The 18,511-nt window shown below is 62.4% G+C and carries 16 protein-coding genes and 2 tRNA genes; 8 read left to right on the top strand and 10 right to left on the bottom strand.

All coding sequences use genetic code 11. The features are described 5' to 3' along the window. Nucleotides 1-29 precede the first annotated feature (29 nt). The 4 genes from AC1PPK_RS11095 to AC1PPK_RS11080 all read right to left on the bottom strand — a co-directional run bounded on the left by AC1PPK_RS11095 (nt 30) and on the right by AC1PPK_RS11080 (nt 2,761). A complete protein-coding gene (locus tag AC1PPK_RS11095; RefSeq protein ID WP_481117876.1) occupies nt 30-995 on the bottom strand; it encodes a beta-ketoacyl-ACP synthase III in 966 nt (321 codons plus the stop codon). Further along, nucleotides 992-2,005 carry a phosphate acyltransferase PlsX gene (plsX, locus tag AC1PPK_RS11090; RefSeq protein WP_481117875.1) on the bottom strand — a complete coding sequence of 338 codons (1,014 nt, stop codon included), beginning with the start codon at nt 2,003-2,005 and terminating at the stop codon, nt 992-994. Before plsX ends, AC1PPK_RS11095 begins: the two co-directional genes overlap by 4 nt. A gap of 78 nt (nt 2,006-2,083) precedes the next feature. Then, the gene (rpmF, locus tag AC1PPK_RS11085) at nt 2,084-2,263 is read right to left on the bottom strand and encodes a 50S ribosomal protein L32 (protein ID WP_079435603.1); all 180 of its coding nucleotides are present in this window, start codon (nt 2,261-2,263) and stop codon (nt 2,084-2,086) included. A gap of 21 nt (nt 2,264-2,284) precedes the next feature. After that, complete coding sequence (locus AC1PPK_RS11080) at nt 2,285-2,761, bottom strand: YceD family protein (protein WP_481117874.1); 477 nt, start codon at nt 2,759-2,761, stop codon at nt 2,285-2,287. Between the two features lie 105 nt (nt 2,762-2,866). On the opposite strand from AC1PPK_RS11080, the gene AC1PPK_RS11075 reads away from it, so the two are divergent. Both AC1PPK_RS11075 and AC1PPK_RS11070 read left to right on the top strand, forming a co-directional pair. Then, entirely contained in the window at nt 2,867-3,442 is a 576-nt protein-coding gene (locus AC1PPK_RS11075; protein WP_481117873.1) for a Maf family protein, read from the top strand. A 3-nt stretch (nt 3,443-3,445) separates the two neighbouring features. Then, nucleotides 3,446-4,159 (top strand): SAM-dependent methyltransferase, encoded by a 714-nt coding sequence (locus AC1PPK_RS11070; protein ID WP_481117872.1) that lies wholly within the window; start codon nt 3,446-3,448, stop codon nt 4,157-4,159. Nucleotides 4,160-4,165: 6 nt separating this feature from the next. On the opposite strand, the gene AC1PPK_RS11065 is transcribed toward AC1PPK_RS11070, so the two are convergent. The 4 genes from AC1PPK_RS11065 to AC1PPK_RS11050 are packed head-to-tail and all read right to left on the bottom strand — an operon-like array spanning nt 4,166 to nt 7,041. Next, nucleotides 4,166-5,107 (bottom strand): S49 family peptidase, encoded by a 942-nt coding sequence (locus AC1PPK_RS11065; RefSeq protein ID WP_481117871.1) that lies wholly within the window; start codon nt 5,105-5,107, stop codon nt 4,166-4,168. Nucleotides 5,108-5,109: 2 nt separating this feature from the next. Further along, nucleotides 5,110-5,457, bottom strand: coding sequence for a Rieske (2Fe-2S) protein (locus AC1PPK_RS11060; protein WP_481117870.1), 348 nt, complete (start codon nt 5,455-5,457; stop codon nt 5,110-5,112). Continuing rightward, nucleotides 5,436-6,092 carry an HAD-IA family hydrolase gene (locus tag AC1PPK_RS11055; protein ID WP_481117869.1) on the bottom strand — a complete coding sequence of 219 codons (657 nt, stop codon included), beginning with the start codon at nt 6,090-6,092 and terminating at the stop codon, nt 5,436-5,438. Before AC1PPK_RS11055 ends, AC1PPK_RS11060 begins: the two co-directional genes overlap by 22 nt. Continuing rightward, nucleotides 6,085-7,041 carry an RluA family pseudouridine synthase gene (locus AC1PPK_RS11050; protein ID WP_481118207.1) on the bottom strand — a complete coding sequence of 319 codons (957 nt, stop codon included), beginning with the start codon at nt 7,039-7,041 and terminating at the stop codon, nt 6,085-6,087. Before AC1PPK_RS11050 ends, AC1PPK_RS11055 begins: the two co-directional genes overlap by 8 nt. A 541-nt stretch (nt 7,042-7,582) precedes the next feature. On the opposite strand from AC1PPK_RS11050, the gene AC1PPK_RS11045 reads away from it, so the two are divergent. Continuing rightward, on the top strand, nt 7,583-10,636 hold the full coding sequence (locus tag AC1PPK_RS11045) for an Rne/Rng family ribonuclease (protein WP_481117868.1): 3,054 nt from the start codon (nt 7,583-7,585) through the stop codon (nt 10,634-10,636). Nucleotides 10,637-10,754: 118 nt separating this feature from the next. On the opposite strand, the gene AC1PPK_RS11040 is transcribed toward AC1PPK_RS11045, so the two are convergent. Both AC1PPK_RS11040 and uvrB read right to left on the bottom strand, forming a co-directional pair. Beyond that, nucleotides 10,755-11,246 carry a low molecular weight protein-tyrosine-phosphatase gene (locus AC1PPK_RS11040; protein ID WP_481117867.1) on the bottom strand — a complete coding sequence of 164 codons (492 nt, stop codon included), beginning with the start codon at nt 11,244-11,246 and terminating at the stop codon, nt 10,755-10,757. An 81-nt stretch (nt 11,247-11,327) separates the two neighbouring features. After that, on the bottom strand, nt 11,328-13,406 hold the full coding sequence (gene uvrB, locus AC1PPK_RS11035) for an excinuclease ABC subunit UvrB (RefSeq protein WP_481117866.1): 2,079 nt from the start codon (nt 13,404-13,406) through the stop codon (nt 11,328-11,330). A gap of 118 nt (nt 13,407-13,524) precedes the next feature. On the opposite strand from uvrB, the gene AC1PPK_RS11030 reads away from it, so the two are divergent. From AC1PPK_RS11030 to AC1PPK_RS11010, 5 genes are all read left to right on the top strand, one after another. Continuing rightward, on the top strand, nt 13,525-14,733 hold the full coding sequence (locus tag AC1PPK_RS11030) for an amino acid aminotransferase (protein ID WP_481117865.1): 1,209 nt from the start codon (nt 13,525-13,527) through the stop codon (nt 14,731-14,733). A gap of 95 nt (nt 14,734-14,828) precedes the next feature. Further along, nucleotides 14,829-14,904: transfer RNA gene (locus AC1PPK_RS11025), tRNA-Asn, on the top strand. 54 nt (nt 14,905-14,958) lie between these two features. Further along, nucleotides 14,959-15,034: transfer RNA gene (locus tag AC1PPK_RS11020), tRNA-Asn, on the top strand. A 1,020-nt stretch (nt 15,035-16,054) separates the two neighbouring features. Next, nucleotides 16,055-17,602, top strand: coding sequence for a class I SAM-dependent methyltransferase (locus tag AC1PPK_RS11015; RefSeq protein ID WP_481117864.1), 1,548 nt, complete (start codon nt 16,055-16,057; stop codon nt 17,600-17,602). Between the two features lie 75 nt (nt 17,603-17,677). Beyond that, nucleotides 17,678-18,511, top strand: coding sequence for a sulfotransferase (locus AC1PPK_RS11010; protein WP_481117863.1), 834 nt, complete (start codon nt 17,678-17,680; stop codon nt 18,509-18,511).

Below are 18,511 nucleotides of genomic sequence, written 5' to 3'. Positions count from 1 at the left end.
TATGGTGACTGATTCTTGTTGCTTGTTCTTTAAAACTCGAGCAGCGCGGCGCCCCACGTGAAGCCGCCACCCACGCCTTCGAGCAGCAGACGCTGCCCGCGCTGGATGCGCCCGTCACGGACAGCCTGATCGAGCGCCAGCGGAATGGACGCCGCCGACGTATTGCCATGCTGAGCAACCGTCGCGATGACCCTCTCCATCGGCAGGCCGAGGCGCTTCCCCGTCGCCTGCATGATGCGAATGTTGGCCTGATGAGGAATCAGCCAGTCCACCGCGTCGAGCGGCATGCCGGCCTGCTCGGCGACCTCGCGCGCCACCTCGCTCAGCACTTTGACCGCAAACTTGAAGACTGCCTGGCCATCCATGCGCAGAAAAGGGTCGCCAGTCACACTGCCGCGATTGATCTGCCCAGGTACGCACAGGATGGGGTTGTGGCTACCGTCGGCGTGCAACGCCGTGGCCAGGATGCCGGGCTTGTCGGAGGCCTCCAGCACGACCGCGCCGGCACCATCACCGAACAGCACGCAGGTGCCGCGATCGCTCCAGTCGAGGATGCGCGAGAAGACCTCGGCCCCGACGACCAGCGCCCGCTTGTTGCTGCCCGAGCGAATGAACTTCTCGGCGGTGGCCAGCGCGTACGCGAAACCGGCACACACCGCCTGCAGATCGAAGGCCGCCCCGCCATTGGCGATGCCCAGGCGGGCCTGCAGCAGCGCTGCGGTACTCGGGAAGATGTAATCGGGCGTCGAGGTCGCGACGATAATCAGATCGATGTCCGCTGGCTGACAGCCCGCGGCCTCTATCGCCCGAACCGATGCCTCGTAGGCCAGCTGGCTCGCCGTAACATCCGGTTCGGCCAAGTGGCGGGCGCGAATGCCTGTGCGCTCGGCGATCCACTCGTCCGACGTATCGATGCCGCGCTCCACTAGATCATCGTTGGTAACAGGTTTCCCGGGTAGAAAACTCCCGGTGCCAGCCACTCGTGCATAAATCATGCAACGGACCTTTCACGTTCCATTCGTTCGCTGATACGTTCGATGAGGCGATTGCGTGCCGCTTCCACCGCCCGCCAGACAGCCTGCTCGAAAGCGAAGGCATCGGCCGAGCCATGACTCTTCACCACCACGCCACGCAAACCCAGCAGGGCTGCGCCGTTGTAGCGCCGGGGATCCAGCTTGTGCTTGAAGCCCTTCAGGGCGGACATCGCGAAGAGCGCCGCCAGCTTGGTCAGCCAGTTGCGGGAGAACTGTTCGCGCAGGAAGGTGGCCATCATCTGGGCCAGCCCTTCGGAGGTCTTCAGCGCCACATTGCCGACGAAGCCATCGCAGACGACCACATCCACGGTTCCCTTGTAGATGTCATTGCCTTCCACATTACCGTAGAAGTTGAGCCCGCTGGCGCGCAGCAACTCGGCAGCCTGCTTGACGACCTCATTGCCCTTGATCTCTTCCTCGCCGATGTTCAGCAAGCCAACGCTCGGACGTTCATTGTGCTCGACGGCTGCCACCAGCATTGCGCCCATGATGCCGAACTGCAGCAGATGCTCAGGCGAACAATCCACATTGGCCCCCAGATCAAGCACATGGGTTTGCCCACGCAGCGTCGGCAGCGTACTGCAGATCGCCGGGCGATCGATACCGGGAAGAGTTTTCAGGACAAAACGGGAAATCGCCATCAGTGCGCCGGTATTGCCGGCAGACACAGCCGCCTGGGCCTCCCCGTCCTTGACGAGGTTAACCGCAACGCGCATCGACGAGTCCTTCTTATTGCGCATGGCCAGCGCCGGCGATTCATCCATGCCGACCACCTCGGTGGCGCGATGGAGGCGCAGACGCTCTCCGAACTCGGCCAGGGCCGTTCCGAGATGGGGCTCGATAGCCTCCGGACGCCCGACCAGAATGATCCGGGTGTCGCGATCTTCCCGCAGAAAATGCAGGGAAGCCGGCACGGTCACCGAGGGGCCGTGATCGCCCCCCATGCAGTCAATAGCCAGGGTGACAGTCATTCGGCGCAAACAGAGAGAAGCATGTATGAAAACGGCGCGAGCGCCCTCAGGCGTCGCGCCGCTCGCGGACCGGGGGAATTACTCGCCCTTGGCCTTAGCAACCTTCTTGCCACGGTAGACGCCGGACGGCGACACGTGGTGACGCAGGTGCACTTCACCGGTAGTCGGCTCGACAGCCAGCGGGGGGGCGACCAGGAAATCGTGGGAACGATGCATACCGCGCTTGGACGGGGACTTTTTGTTCTGTTGAACAGCCATGAAACACTCCTTGAGGAATACTTAAACCTTGCCGCGCAACTGGCGCAGAACGGCGAAGGGCGAAATTTCTTCATTGCCGTCGGCTTTCACCGGCGGTTCGCAATTTTCGTGGCGCGGCACCAAGGGCAAGGCGAGGAGCACCTCGTCTTCCACCAAGGCCAGCAGGTCGGTCTGAGGCTCCACCTCGAGGGCATCGACCTCATCGTTCTCTAACTCATCCTCCGGCAATTCTTCACCGGTACGAAGCAGCAGGAGACGATTCCGCACACCGCAGGGCCACACCAAAGCCTCAAGACAGCGCTGACACTGCAACACCAGGTCACCCTGGACCCGCAGATCGACGTAGAGCTTGCCCTCGTCGTCACGCTCGCCATGAAACTCGAACGTCACCGTGCCGACCGGTTCCAGCAGCGAATCGACCAGACGACCGAGACTCTCTACCGGCACCGCTCCTTGCACGCCACGTCCATCTCTGGCCAGCGCCCGCAGGTCGATCACGAAGCTTTCTTGCGACATAAGCGGGGCATGATATTATTTTCGGCTCCCCGTGTCAAAACCCTGCTTGATCGCACCAATCATCGCGACAACAGGCTTTCCGCTACGATGAAACTCGTTCTCGCCTCCACCTCAACCTACCGCCGCGAACTACTCCAGCGCTTCGATCTGCCCTTCGATGTCGCCCGCCCGGACATCGACGAAACCCCGTTACCAGGCGAGGCGCCGCAAGCCACTGCCGAACGGCTCGCCGTCGAGAAGGCCCGCGCGGTCGCCGGCCAGTTCCCCGACGCGTTGATCATCGGCAGCGACCAGGTTGCCTATATGGATGATGCCCGCTTCGGCAAACCGGGCACCGTCGAGCGGGCCATCGCCCAGCTCAAGTCGATGAGCGGCCGCACAGTCATCTTTCACACCGCTCTCGCCCTGCTCAATACACGCAGCGGTCACGTACAGGTGGATGCCGTGCCGACCAAGGTCCGCTTCCGCAACCTGAGCGACGACGAGATCGTGCGCTATGTGAACAAGGAGCGCCCGCTCGACTGCGCCGGCAGCGCCAAATCGGAAGGACTCGGCATCACACTGCTGGATGCTCTCAGCGGCGACGACCCCAATGCTCTCGTCGGCCTGCCACTGATCGCACTAGCCCGCATGCTGCGCAACGAAGGCATTGCCCTCCCCTGAACCATGAGCAACGGCACCCTCTACCTGATCCCGGTCAGCCTCGGCCCCGCATCTACCGGACTGACCACCCCGATCGACGTCGCCACCCGCGCCCGCAGCCTGAACTATTTCGTCGTCGAAAATGCCAAGACGGCCCGCGCGGAACTGAAGCGCTTCGAGCACCCGCAACCGCTGCGCGATCTCGATATCCGCGAACTGCCAGAGAAGCCCTCCACCACCGACCTGGACACCCTGCTCGCCCCGCTGCTCGCCGGCAGCGATGCCGGCCTGATGTCGGAAGCCGGCTGCCCGGCCGTTGCCGACCCGGGCGCTCTGCTGGCACGCCGCGCGCACGAACTGGGCGTCCGCGTCGCGCCGCTGGTCGGCCCCTCCTCCCTGCTGCTGGCCCTCATGGGCTCCGGGCTCAACGGCCAGAGCTTCGCCTTTCATGGCTACCTGCCGGTGGACGAAGAGGCCCGTAACCGACGCATCCGCGAACTGGAAGCCGAATCGGCGCGCTTTTCCCGCACCCAGCTGTTCATCGAGACCCCGTACCGCAACGAGCGAATGTTCGAAGCGCTGCGCAGCGTCTGCAAGGCCGACACACGCCTGTGCGTCGCCCGCGATCTGACCCTCGACAGCGAGTGGATCCACACCCGCCCGGTCGCCGAATGGAAGAAGATCGCCGCGCCGGAACTGGCCAAGCGACCGACCGTATTCCTGATCCTCGCCGCCTGACGGCGGTCAGCGTACCGTCGTTTTTCCCAGCGTGTTCATCAGGCTTTCGGCCATATCGGTGCCGAAGCGCTCCGCAAAACGCTCGGCCAGGCCGGGCTTCTGCGTGAAATCGCGGACGTTCTCCGCCTTGATGACATCCCGCGCCACAGAAGCGACGCTGCCAAAGCCATCGGCCAGACCGAGCTGAACGCTCTTCGCGCCGGTCCACATCAAGCCAGAGAACATATCCGGCGTCTCCTGCAAGCGCGTACCCCGCCCCTTCCGCACCGCTGCAATGAACTGCCCATGGATGTCGCCCAGCATGGACTTTGCATGCTCAAGCTGCTTCGGGTTCTGCGGCGAATACGGATCGAGAAAGCCCTTGTTCTCCCCCGCCGTCAGCAGGCGCCGCTCGACGCCCAGCTTGTCCATCAGTCCAGCAAAACCGAAACCGTCCATCAGCACGCCAATCGACCCGACGATGCTGGCCTTATCCACGAAGATCCGGTCCGCCGCCACTGCCACGTAGTAGCCGCCCGACGCGCAAACATCCTCAACTACCGCATAGACCGGCACCTGCGGATGCAGCGCGCGCAGCCTCCCGATCTCGTTATTGATGATACCGGCCTGTACCGGGCTTCCCCCCGGGCTGTTGATACGCAGCACGACGCCCTGGGTACCGCTGTCATCGAACGCCGACTGCAAGGCCGCCACGATCCGCTCGGCGCTCGCCTCCCCCTTCGCGGCGATCACGCCATCGACGTTCACCAGCGCGGTGAAGCGCCCGCCATCGAGCGGCTCCGCCGCACCGAAGTCACCCAGAACCCACAGCGCGAGCCCCACGTAGAACACGACCACCAACTTGAAGAACACCCCCCAGCGACGGCGCCGCTTCTGTTCTGCCAGCCCTTCCAGCGCCAGCTTTTCCAGCACCCGGCGCTCCCAGTTTTCCGATCGATTCTCGTCCATCTCTATTCGTCTACAAGAAATACCATCCCGTCGCGCTCTTCGACGGAGAGCGCCAGCAAGCGCTTGCCCCGACACGGCCCCGCCACGCAGCGACCGCTCTCGGGCTCATAGAGGGCGCCGTGGGTCGCGCAGATCAGGTAAAGACGTCCATCATCGAAGAAACGTCCGGGCATCCAATCCAGCTCGATCGGCACATGGGCACAGCGATTCAGGTAGGCATGTACCCGCCCGCGGAAACGCACGACGAAGGCCGGCTCTTCCCCGGTGACACGGGTGACGCTGAAGCGCACCCCGTCCTCGCCCTCCCGAACCGCGTCCGACGGACAGATCAGGCGTTGCGTTCCAGCCATTCCCGCAACTCCGCCGGCGAATGCACACAAGCCAGCGGTGCCTCGGCCTGCAACTGCTCCACCGGATGCGCACCAAAGGTCACAGCCAGCCCTTCCACCCCGGCATTCTTGGCCATCTGCAGATCGTGAGTCGTGTCGCCGATCATCAGGCAGGACGCCTGCGTCACGCCCAGCTCATCCATCAGCTCATCGAGCATGGCCGGATGCGGCTTGGAGAAGCACTCGTCGGCACAGCGGGTCGCATGGAAGTACTCGCCCAAGCCCGAGAAGGACAATGCCCGCTCCAGCCCCTTGCGACTCTTGCCGGTCGCCACCGCCAGCAGATGCCCGCGCTCACGTAACGCAGCGATCAATTCCTCAGTCCCATCGAACAGCGTCAGCTGATGATCACCGGACAGGTAATGATGGCGGTAACGCTCGACCATGCGCGGATAATCCGACTCCGCCAGTTCGGGCACGGCGTAATGCAGCGCATCGTTGAGACCGAGACCGATCACGTGGCGGGCGCGAGCATCCGAGGGCACCGGCAGCCCCAGGTCAGCCGCCGATGCCTGGATCGCGCGCACGATGGCCGCCGCCGAATCCATCAGCGTGCCATCCCAGTCGAAGACGATCAGTTCGAAACGCTTAGCCATATTCCCTCTCTTCCGTTTGCTCAACCTGCACCACGTGGCTTTCCAGCTCCTGCGGCAGCGGCGCCTCCAGCTCGATCAGCTGATCCGTCAGCGGGTGGTGGAAAGCGAGCTTCGCCGCGTGCAGGAACATCCGCTTGAACCCCTGTTTTTCGAGTTGTTTGTTGAGCGAAAAATCCCCGTACTTATCGTCACCGCACAAGGGAAAGCCCAAATGGCTCAGGTGCACGCGAATCTGATGCGTACGACCGGTCTTCAGCTCGACCTCGACCAGACTGTAGTTCTGCCAGCGTTTCAGCAGCCTGACGATGCTGTGCGCCGGCTTGCCCTCGGGGTTTACGCTGACACGGCGCTCACCACCTTCGGTCAGGTATTTGTGCAGGGCCAGCTTCACATGCTGCATCGGATTCAGCCAGCGCCCGGCCACCAGCGTCAGATAGCGCTTGCGCACCTTGCCTTCGCGCATCATGTCGTGCAACACGGTCAGGGCGCTGCGCTTCTTGGCGACAATCAACAGACCCGAGGTCTCCCGGTCAAGGCGATGCACCAGCTCCAGGAACTTCGCCTCCGGCCGCTGGCGGCGCAACTGCTCAATGACGCCGAAACTGACGCCGCTCCCCCCATGCACGGCCAGCCCGGCCGGCTTGTCGAGCACCAGCAAAGCGTCGTCCTCAAAGACGATGTCGAAGGGTTTGCCGACCGGCACAACCGGCCCCGCCGCCTTCTCGGCCAGGCGGATCGGCGGGATACGCACCTCGTCGCCAAGCTGCAGGCGGTAGGTCTGATCCACCCGCCGGCTATTCACCCGTACTTCCCCGCTGCGCAGGATGCGGTACACGTGGCTCTTCGGCACGCCCTTGCAGACGCGGACCAGGAAGTTGTCGATGCGCTGCCCGGCACTCGCGTCGTCCACGACGACACGCATCACAGAGGGGGCTTTACTCAAGGCCATCTTTTTGAAATATACTGGCGAGCGGTTTTTCGGTTCTGATGCGTCGCATTTGCCCAAGCGTGTTGTGAAGACTTCAACACCGGCCTGTGCCACGCCGGAGCGACTCGACCCTGGTCAACCAGGGTTACACCCGCTCCCGAAACACCGCAGGAAGGTCCATCGCCGGACAAAAAGAGGGCGATGGTACTGTATTCGACAATAAACTTGTACTTATTGCGCGCTAGCGCACACGCAGTTTGACGGCCCTGAATTCAGGGACGGTGAGGAAGTTCTGGATAGCAGGCCCGAGGTCGCAAAGGGAAATGCCGTCGTACCCGAGAGTACGGCACGGCAAAGGAGTTGCGAGACCAGTCGTGCCCCAGGTTCATCACGGTCCCCAGCGGAAAATCGCGGTTCAGGGTGCATAGACGAATCCCGCCGCCCACATTAGTTTGATATTCCCCTCGATGAAGGATAGTCGCGACAACGCCAAACTAAGTCACCGCAGTTAAGCGGTGGCGCGGTTCGTCCTGCCCGTGTGCTGCGCGGGAGAAGAAGACGAATGAAGCGCATGCTCTTCAATGCAACGCAGGCCGAGGAACTCCGCGTTGCCATTGTCGACGGTCAGAAACTGATCGATCTCGACATTGAGTCGGCCGCCAAGGAACAACGCAAGAGCAACATCTACAAAGCCGTCATCACGCGCATCGAGCCCAGCCTCGAAGCGGCGTTTGTCGACTACGGCGCCGAGCGCCACGGCTTCCTGCCGTTCAAGGAAATCTCCCGCGCTTACTTCCAGCCTGGTGTAGAAGCCAGCCGTGCGTCCATCAAGGAAGCGCTGAAGGAAGGCCAGGAGCTGATCGTCCAGGTCGAGAAGGACGAGCGCGGCAACAAGGGGGCCGCCCTTACCACCTTCGTGTCGCTGGCCGGCCGCTACTTGGTGCTTATGCCCAACAACCCCCGTGGCGGCGGCGTGTCCCGCCGCGTCGAGGGTGACGAGCGCGCCGAACTGCGCGACGTCATGGACCAGCTCGAAGTCCCGGGCGGCATGAGCCTGATCGCCCGCACCGCCGCCATCGGCCGCAACGCCGAAGAGCTGCAGTGGGACTTGAACTACCTGCTGCAACTGTGGCGTGCCATCGACGGCGCCGCCGAATCCCAGGCCGGCGCTTTCCTGATCTACCAGGAAGGCAGTCTGGTGATCCGCGCGATCCGTGACTACTTCCAGCCGGACATCGGCGAGATCCTGATCGACACCGACGACGTGTACGAGCAGGCCCGCCAGTTCATGGCCCACGTGATGCCGCAGAACGTGAACCGCGTGAAGCGCTATCACGACGACGTGCCGCTGTTCTCCCGCTTCCAGATCGAGCACCAGATCGAGTCCGCCTACTCGCGTCAGGTCAGCCTGCCGTCCGGCGGCGCCATCGTGATCGACCACACCGAAGCGCTGGTGTCCGTGGACGTGAACTCCGGCCGTGCCACCCGCGGTGCGGACATCGAGGAAACCGCCTTCAAGACCAACTGCGAAGCCGCCGATGAAGTGGCCCGCCAGTTGCGTCTGCGCGACCTCGGCGGCCTGATCGTCATCGACTTCATCGACATGGAGTCGCAAAAGAACCAGCGCGAAGTCGAGAACCGCCTGCGCGACGCCCTGCGCTACGACCGTGCCCGTGTGCAGACCGGCAAGATCAGCCGTTTCGGCCTGCTCGAGCTGTCCCGCCAGCGCCTGCGCCCGGCCCTCGCCGAGACCAGCTACATCCCCTGCCCGCGCTGTAACGGCACCGGCCACACCCGCAGCACCGAATCCTCGGCCCTGCATATCCTGCGCATCCTCGAAGAGGAAGCCATGAAGGACAACACCGGCGCCCTGCACTGCCAGGTTCCGGTGGATGTGGCGACCTTCCTGCTCAACGAGAAGCGCGACGACATCGCCAAGATCGAGCTGCGCCACAAGGTCAACCTGGTGCTGATCCCGAATCGCCACCTGGAAACCCCGCAGCACGAGATCGTCCGCCTGCGCCACGACCAGCTCAACACCGAAGACACCAGCCTGCCGAGCTACCGCATGGCCACCAAGCCGGCCGGCGAAACCTACACGCCGCCGTCAGCCAATCCGGAGCGCCCGGTGCGCCAGGAAGCCGCCGTCAAGGGCATCACCCCCGACCAGCCGGCGCCGGTCGTCGAAGCCAAGGCTGCGCCGGTCGCTGCCGTGCCGGAAAGCCAGCCCGGCCTGCTGGCCCGCATCTTCGCGTTCTTCCGTGGCGAGAAGCAGCCCGAGCCGGCACCGGTAGTGGCCCAACCCGAAACGCCGCGTCGCGAATCCCGCCCCCGCAACGAACGCAACCGTCGTGACGGTCGTGACAACCGCGGTCGCCGGGATGGCCAGCGCGAAGAGCGCAACGAACGTGGTGAGCGCAGCGATCGCCAGGAACGCAACGACAACCGCGAAACCCGCGAGACGCGCGACAACGCGCGCAACGTCGCTGGTGAAGCGCAGACCGAGCAGCGCGAAAAGCGCCAGCGCGGCGAACGCCAGGAACGTGGTGAGCGCGAAGGCCGCAACAGCGAACGCGGTGAGCGTGCCGAACGCGGCGAACGCCGCAGCCGCAACACCCCGGCCCCCAAGGCAGCCGAAGCCGAAGGCATCGTCGCCAGCGCCGAGCAGGTGACAGCCGACGCCGTGGTGGCAGCTGTGGCACCGACCGAGGCCAGCCCCGCGTCGGCTGAAGGCGAAGGTAATGAACGCAGCCGCCGCAGCCGTCGCGGCCGTCGTGGTGGCCGCCGCAACGAGGAAGCCAACTCTGTCGAAGTCGCCGCCCAAGGCGAGTTGGAGATCGGCGAACAGGCTCCGGCAGGTGCGGAGCAGGAAGCTGCCCCGGTGGCCGAGGCCGTCGTCGCGGCCGCTCCGCAGCCCGTCGCCAGCGAAACACCGGCGGCTGAAGTCAGCCCGGTGGTCGTCGAAGCTGCACCCGCAGTAACCGTCGTGGAAGTCGCTCCAGCTGAGACGGCAGTCGTCGTCGAGCCCCAGGCTGCCGTGGCCGCCGAACCTGTCATCGAAGCACCGGTCGTCGCTGCGCCCGTCGGAGAAGCGCCCGCCGACACGCAGGCCAAGCCCGACCTGATTGAACAGGCCGTCGCGATCATCGGCCAGCCCGCAGTGGAACAGGTGCCGGTCGAACCCGCTCCGACCGTTGCAATCGAAACAGCTGTTGCCGAAGTGGTCCCTGCAGTCGTTGAAAGCGAGGCCGTTGCGGCACCGCTCGTCGCTACCGTCGAAACCCAGCCCGAAGTCGCGGTGGAACAACCGGCCCCGTCCGTTGCCGCCGAGCAGGAAGCCGCTCCGGTGCAGGTCGAAGTCGCTTCCGTCGTCGAGGCCCAGCCGGAAGTGGTAGCCGTCGCCGCCGGGATCAGCCCGGAAGCGCCGATCACGGCCCCCATCGATCTGTCGGGCAGCGGCCTGGTGCTGGTGGAAACCCGCGCCGATGCCGTGAAGGCCTTCCAAGCCGAGGAGCCGACCGAAGAGACCGTGCAGCCGGCGCGCCGGCGCCGTACCCGCGTCGCGACTCCGGTCGTCGATGAACCCCTGATCCAGGTGGAAACCTCCGCCAAGTAAGGGCACATCGGAACCAACAAAAAGGCCAGCCTCGTAAGGCTGGCCTTTTTGTTGGCGGGCGGCAGGACGTGCGGCAACTGCCTCCGCAGCCTGGCTGCTTTTCGGGCTATTCCACGCTTCAACTCACCGATTGCCGGCGGCGATTGACCTCTGGAAGAATGTCCTCGATAAGCCCTTGCACGGCGTCTTCACACATATCGAGAACGGCGTCGAAGCCGGTCGCACCACCGTAGTAGGGATCAGGCACGTCGTCCCGCCGGGACATGCGGGCATAGCTCATGAACATGCGCACCTTGTGGCGCGTGCCTTCCGGTGCCTTGTCCCGCAGGTATTGAAGGTGCTCCCTGTCCATCGCCAGCAGCAGATCGAACTCGGCGAAATCCTTGGCCTCGACCTTTCGCGCCCGTAGACGGGAAAGATCATAACCACGCCTCGAAGCCGCTGACTGGGAGCGCGGATCCGGCGCCTCCCCTACGTGATACCCCTGCGTTCCGGCGGAGTCCACACCAACCTCCTCCCCCAGCCCAGCCATTGCCAACCACCGACGTGCCACACCCTCAGCCGTTGGCGACCGGCAGATGTTGCCGGTGCACACGAACAATATTTTCATTCTGTATTCCCCTCCTACTGGCCATTTAAGCAGGCGGCGGGCAGAACGTACAAGAGCGAGGACCACGTTGATCAGTTTCTCTCAGCCTGAGGTGTTGGATGAAGCCGCGGAATCGTGTCCGTCGGCACCGAAAGCTTGCTGGCGCAGCCGGAACAAACGGTCCCGAACGGCGCCAGCCTTCTCGAACTCCAGATTGCGGGCGTGCTCCTGCATTTCCTTCTCGAGTTGCCGAATGGTCTTGGCAAGCGCCTTTTCGTCGAGCAACTGGTAATCAGCGCGGGGCTCGGCAACCACGGACACCTTATCGTTGCTTTCTGAATCATAGACACCGTCAATGATGTCCTTTATGCGCTTTGTCACGGATTTCGGCGTAATACCGTTAGCCTCGTTGAAAGCCAACTGCTTGGTACGACGGCGTTCCGTTTCACCGATCGCGGCTTTCATCGAATCGGTGATTCGGTCAGCGTAGAGTATCGCAGTACCGTGCAGGTGGCGCGCGGCTCGGCCGATCGTCTGGATCAGCGAACGTTCGGAACGCAGGAAACCCTCCTTGTCCGCGTCGAGGATGGCCACCAGCGACACCTCGGGAATATCCAGACCTTCCCGTAGCAGGTTAATGCCTACCAGCACGTCGAACTCGCCGAGGCGCAGGTCGCGGATGATTTCCACCCGCTCGACGGTGTCGATATCCGAGTGCAGATAGCGCACCCGGATACCGTTCTCGGCCAGGTACTCGGTCAGATCCTCGGCCAGGCGCTTGGTCAGCACGGTCACCAGCACCCGCTCCTGCACCGCAAGGCGCAGCTTGATCTCGCCGAGCAAGTCATCCACCTGCGTAGTGGCCGGCTTGACGACGATGGTCGGATCCACCAGCCCGGTCGGGCGCACCACCTGCTCCACCACCTGCCCCTGATGCTCCTTCTCGTAGGCTGCAGGCGTGGCCGACACGAAGACCGTCTGCGGCAGCAGGCGCTCGAACTCCTCGAACTTCAACGGGCGGTTATCCAGCGCCGACGGCAGGCGGAAACCATACTCCACGAGGTTTTCCTTACGCGAGCGGTCGCCCTTGTACATCGCCCCGACCTGGCCGATCGACACATGGGACTCGTCGATGAACATCAGGCCGTCCTTCGGCAGATAGTCGATCAGGGTCGGCGGCGCATCGCCCGCCTTGCGCCCGGACATGTGGCGGGAGTAGTTCTCGATGCCCTTGCAGAAGCCCAACTCGTTGAGCATTTCCAGGTCAAAGCGGGTGCGCTGCTCGATACGCTGAGCCTCGACCAGCTTGCCCCCCTTGTAGAACACTTCCATCCGCTCACGCAGCTCTTCCTTGATCGCCTCGACCGCTTTCAGCACCGTGGCTCGCGGCGTTACGTAATGGCTGGACGGATAGACGGTGAAGCGGCTGAGCTTCTGCTTGAGGTGGCCAGTGAGCGGATCGAACAGGGTCAGGTGCTCGATCTCGTCGTCGAACATTTCCACCCGCAGCGCGTGCTCGGCGTTTTCCGCCGGGTAGATGTCGATCACGTCGCCGCGCACGCGGAAGGTGCCGCGCTTGAAATCCACATCCGCGCGGGTGTACTGCATGGCCACCAGGCGTTGCACCAGATCCCGATGGACGATCCGCTCCCCTTCACGCAGATGCAGCACCATACTGTGGTAGTCGCCCGGATCGCCGATACCGTAGATGCACGACACCGACGCCACGATCACCACGTCGCGGCGCTCCATCAGGCTCTTGGTGGCCGACAGGCGCATCTGCTCGATGTGCTCGTTGATCGCCGAATCCTTCTCGATGAACAGATCGCGGGACGGCACGTAGGCCTCGGGCTGGTAGTAATCGTAGTAGCTCACGAAGTACTCCACCGCGTTCTCCGGAAAGAACTCGCGGAACTCCGAGTACAGCTGCGCCGCCAGCGTCTTGTTGTGGGCCAGCACCAGCGCCGGCCGGCCGCAGCGGGCAATGACATTGGCCATCGTGTAAGTTTTACCGGAGCCCGTCACGCCCAGCAGCGTCTGGAACATCAGGCCGTCTTCGATGCCCTCGACGAGCTTGCGGATTGCCTCCGGCTGGTCGCCGCCGGGAGGAAAAGGTTGATGCAGTCGGAACGGGCTGCCTTCGAAAACCACCACACGCCCGCTATCGGATTGATCGGCCATGATAAAATTTCTGTCTTAAGTCCATCGGCGGCGCCCGCGTGTTTCACGGGCAACTCCGTATTATCGCCCAGCGGACGGCACAACGTGCCCCGCTCCCTTCGCCCCTTTTGGAGACCCCATGAGCTCTTCGATCTTTGCTGCGGTGGAAATGGCCCCCCGCGATCCGATTCTTGGCCTGAACGAAGCCTTCAACGCGGATACCCGCAGCACCAAGGTCAACCTCGGCGTTGGCGTCTACTTCGACGACAACGGCAAGATTCCCCTCCTGGCCGCAGTAAAGACCGCCGAAAAGGCCCGCCTCGAAGCGGCCCCCCCGCGCGGCTACCAGCCCATCGAAGGCCCCGTCGCCTACAACAGCGCGGTGCAGAACCTGCTGTTCGGCGCCGACAGCGCCCTCATCCGTGACGGCCGCGTCGTCACCGCCCAGGCCCTCGGCGGCACCGGCGCCCTGCGTATCGGCGCCGACCTGATCCAGCGCGTCGTTTCCGGCGCCACCGTGTACATCTCCGATCCCTCTTGGGAAAACCACCGCGCCCTGTTCGAGGCCGCCGGCTTCCCGGTCGAAACCTACCCGTACTACAACCCGGAAACCCGCGGCGCCAACGCCGAGGCGATGATCGCCAAGCTCAACACGCTGCCGGCCGGCTCCGTGATCGTGCTGCACGCCTGCTGCCACAACCCCACCGGCGCCGACCTCACCGAAGCCCAGTGGGCCGAAGTGGTCAAGGCCTGTGCGGCCCGGGGCCTGATCCCCTTCCTCGACATGGCCTACCAGGGCTTCGCTGACGGCATCGAGCCGGACGCCGTCGCGGTGAACCTGTTCGCCGCCTCCGGCCTGTCCTTCTTCGTCTCCAGCTCCTTCTCCAAGAGCTTCTCGCTGTACGGCGAGCGCGTCGGCGCCCTGTCCATCGTCACCCAGAACAAGGACGAGTCCGCCCGCGTGCTGTCCCAGCTGAAGCGCGTGATCCGCACCAACTACTCCAACCCGCCGATCCACGGCGGCGCGGTCGTGGCTGCAGTGCTGTCCACCCCCGAACTGCGTGCCCAGTGGGAATCCGAGCTGGCCGGCATGCGTGACCGCATCCGCGCCATGCGCACCGGCCTCGTCGACAAGTTGGCCGCCCGCAACATCGACCAGGACTTTTCCTTCGTCATCAAGCAGCGCGGCATGTTCTCTTATACCGGCCTCACCACCGCTCAAGTTGAACGCATGAAGACCGAGTTCGGCATCTACGCCGTCGGTACCGGCCGCATCTGCCTGGCCGCGCTGAACAGCAAGAACCTCGACTACGTCGCCGACGCCATCGCCGCCGTCATCAAGGCCTAAGCTTCCTCTGTACCTCCCCCGGCCAAGCCGGGGGCAAAAAGCGCGCAAATCAGCTTGACGATTCAGCAACGTCTTCCTATACTGCGCGCCTCTGTTCCTCGATAGCTCAGTCGGTAGAGCGCCGGACTGTTAATCCGTAGGTCCCTGGTTCGAGCCCAGGTCGAGGAGCCAGAAAAAATTCAGGTTATTTGCAGCCTTCTGGATGCAGATAACCAACCCGTCAGATCCTCGATAGCTCAGTCGGTAGAGCGCCGGACTGTTAATCCGTAGGTCCCTGGTTCGAGCCCAGGTCGAGGAGCCAAGACAAGCAAGCAGAAAAGCCAATCCGCGAGGGTTGGCTTTTTTGCTTGCGACTACATGTCACCCGCCCCTCGCCAAGCTCTAGCCGTGACGCCACGGCGAAAAACACAGTCTCTTCAACGCACTCGTGCGGACTCCGGCCGATCATTCTCGGTGTCGATCTCGACAAGGGAGTCTATTGTAGTGTGCCAATTGACACCATCTCTACCGACTCACCGCTCTGCCCCTCCCCCCGCCACTAGCGCACAACAAGATCACCCTGGGTAGTCTCCACTCAAGCCCGGCGCAGGATCATAGAACCTGTACCGGTTGTCCGGATTACTATTCGCTTACGAGCTTGGCTCGCTCGGCGCCTAAACACAAAGTGGCAAATGTGAACAGGCCCTAGCAGTCTGGGACCTACGGCACGCCTCAAGCCCGACATAAGACTAGAGCCTGTCACCTTCTTCTCACCGCCCCTGACCTATTGACCTTGCTCCAGGACCAGTTCGGCCTCTGCTATCACCCGGACTTTGAGCGTGATTGGGGAAACGCTGGCTTTTTTAGTTGTGTTCTCGAGCTCTGACATCCGGTTTCGATGCGCGCGCCCGGCAGCGCAGCTGCGATGCCTGTCACAGCTCCGCATCCAACACCAATGTTCAGGAGCAGCAAGTCGTGGCAGCATGTTACCCGCATCCGGGCGTTACAAGCACTGCCCTCGGGGCCCAACCTACCCAATTCTTGTAACAGCTAGCAACGATTACTCCGGATGGCGCCACATGCAAGAAGCAACGGGATCACCGATCTGCCAGGAACAGCCGCACGAGCCCATGCACTAATCATGCCCCTCTGGAAGCGCAGTCGCGCCCCCGTTCGATGCAGACCACCGACTGACAAAAGGCCTGATACCAAGCCGACGGCTCCATCAAGCTCCACCGGAATACCCAAACATAAGAACGCATCAATCAAGGTCGCGACGCCTCTGCCAAGCCAGCGTCTTTCCGCGCCGCGTACCTATTGACGACACGCCATAACACCAAAGATGACCCACGATCTAGCAGACTGGACCGACGGCTACATGGCCGATATCAACTACACCTACGGCTATTACGCCGAACTGAACCCACTACGCACGCAGCTCGCATTTCTGTATTCAGGACTGGTTCCCCCCTCCCTGGGAACCCATTGCGAACTCGGATTCGGTCAGGGCTTGAGTATCAATATCCATGCAGCCGCCTCTGCCGGCACATGGCACGGATGCGACTTCAACCCGTCACAAGCCAGCTTCGCGCAATCGCTCGCGCAGGCGTCCGGCGCCGATGCCAACCTGACAGACCAGGCATTTGCCGATTTTTGTGCCCGACCAGACCTGCCAGACTTTGACAGCATTGGCCTGCACGGCATCTGGAGCTGGATCAATGACCAAAACCGCGCAGTGATCGTCGACTTCGTACGGCGCAAGCTCAAGGTTGGCGGCGTTCTCTACAACAGCTACAACACCCAGCCGGGCTGGGCGGCGATGGTGCCCGTCCGTGATCTGCTCACAGAGCACGCCCAAGTCATGGGCAGTCCAGGCCAAGGTATTGGCGCCCGCATCGAAGGAGCACTCGCTTTTGCCGACAAACTACTGGCCACCAACCCGCTCTTTACTCAAGCCAATCCGCACATCGCCGAACGTATCAATAAGATCAAGAATCACGACCGCAATTACGTTGCCCACGAGTATTTCAATCGAGACTGGCTGCCCATGCCATTCTCACGCATGGCGCAATGGCTGTCGCCCGCCAAACTGGACTTTGCCTGCTCGGCCTTGTACAGCGATCACGTTGCACCGCTCAACCTTACTGCCGATCAAATGGCGCTGCTGACAAGCATCAAGGATCCGATGTTTCGTCAGACGGTGCGGGACTTCATGGTCAACCAATCGTTTCGCAAAGACTACTGGGTGAAAGGCGAGCGGAAGCTGGGCCCACTGGAAAAAGATGAAGCCCTGCGGGCGCAAAAGGTCATTTTGCTACAAGCACGTACCGACGTTCCGCTAAGAACCACCGGATCCATTGGGGAGGTCGGCATGCAGGCTACGGTCTTCAACCCGATTCTCGATTTCTTGTCAGACCATACCCCCAAGACTCTCGGCCAGATCGAACAGGCCATCAAAGAGAAGGGCGTCCTCTTCACGCAACTGACAGAAGCCGTGATGATTCTCATCGGCGCAGGCAGCGTGGCCGCAGTTCAAGACGAAAGGCTGATTTCAACGGCCAAGCAACGCACCGACCGACTCAATGCACTTTTGATCAAAAAGGCGCGTGACAGCAATACCGTTCATTTCCTGGCCAGCCCCGTGACTGGCGGAGGAATTATGGCAACCCGATTCCAGCAACTTTTCTTGCTGGCCATCAAACAGGGATATGCGCAGCCGGCCGAATGGGCGCACTACATTTGGCAGATATTGCAGACACAAGGACAAAGACTGGCGCACGAAGGAAAAACCCTGGAGAGCGCTGAAGAGAACCTCGCCGAACTGACCAAGCAGGCACAGGCATTTGCGGATGCACGACTCCCGATACTCAAGGCCTTGCTGGTTGCATGAGTTCACACTCGAGAGGGCCCCGCTGGAGGCTAACCCGCTGTATATATTCGTTCGGCTAACATCAGGGTCAATTCCATGTCTCAGATTTTTCATTTTATCTCTGGCCTGCCACGCTCAGGCTCCACCCTGCTGGCCGCTATTCTCAGACAGAATCCGCGCTTCCATTCAGGGATGACCAGCCCGGTGGGTATCCTCTTCTCGGAAATGCTTTATCAGTTTTCGGCTGGCAGTGAGTTTGGCCCGGTGATTACGCAAAACCAGCGCAAGAGTCTGGTCAAAGGCCTGTTCCGCTCTTATTACGAAGAGCAGGCCGACAAGGAAGTGATCTTTGATACCAACCGCATGTGGTGCGCAAAATTGCCGGCGCTGCAAGACCAGTTCCCGGGCAGCAAGATCATCGCCTGCGTACGCAACGTGGCCTGGATCATGGACAGCTTGGAGCGCCGTTATCGGGCCAATCCCTACGAACTGACCCGCCTGTTCAACGACGACGTGGAGCGCAACACTGTCTACAGTCGGGTCAACACGTTGGCCCAGCGCAACCGCCTGGTTGGCTATGCCTGGGCAGCGCTGAAAGAAGCGTTTTACGGCGAACATGCCGAATCGCTCCTGTTGGTGGATTACGATCTACTTGCGGCAGCACCCCATAAAGTGATGCCGCTGATCTACCAGTTCCTGGGGGAGCCCCCGTTCGAGCACAATTTCAGCGACGTTCAATATGATGCCCCCGAGTTTGACGCACCGCTGGGGGTGCACGGGCTTCACAAGATTCGTCCACAAGTAGGTATTGAAGAGCGCTGCACTATTCTCCCGCCGGACCTGTTTGAACAATACAGCAAACTCTCTTTCTGGAAAGACACCTCCGGCAGCCGCGCCAACGTCATCACCATCAAATCTGCCACCGAATAA

Source organism: Zoogloea sp. JDB1, assembly GCF_056724025.1.
The sequence above is the reverse complement of the archived record's forward strand: the minus strand, read 5'-3'. Positions and strand labels throughout refer to the sequence as shown.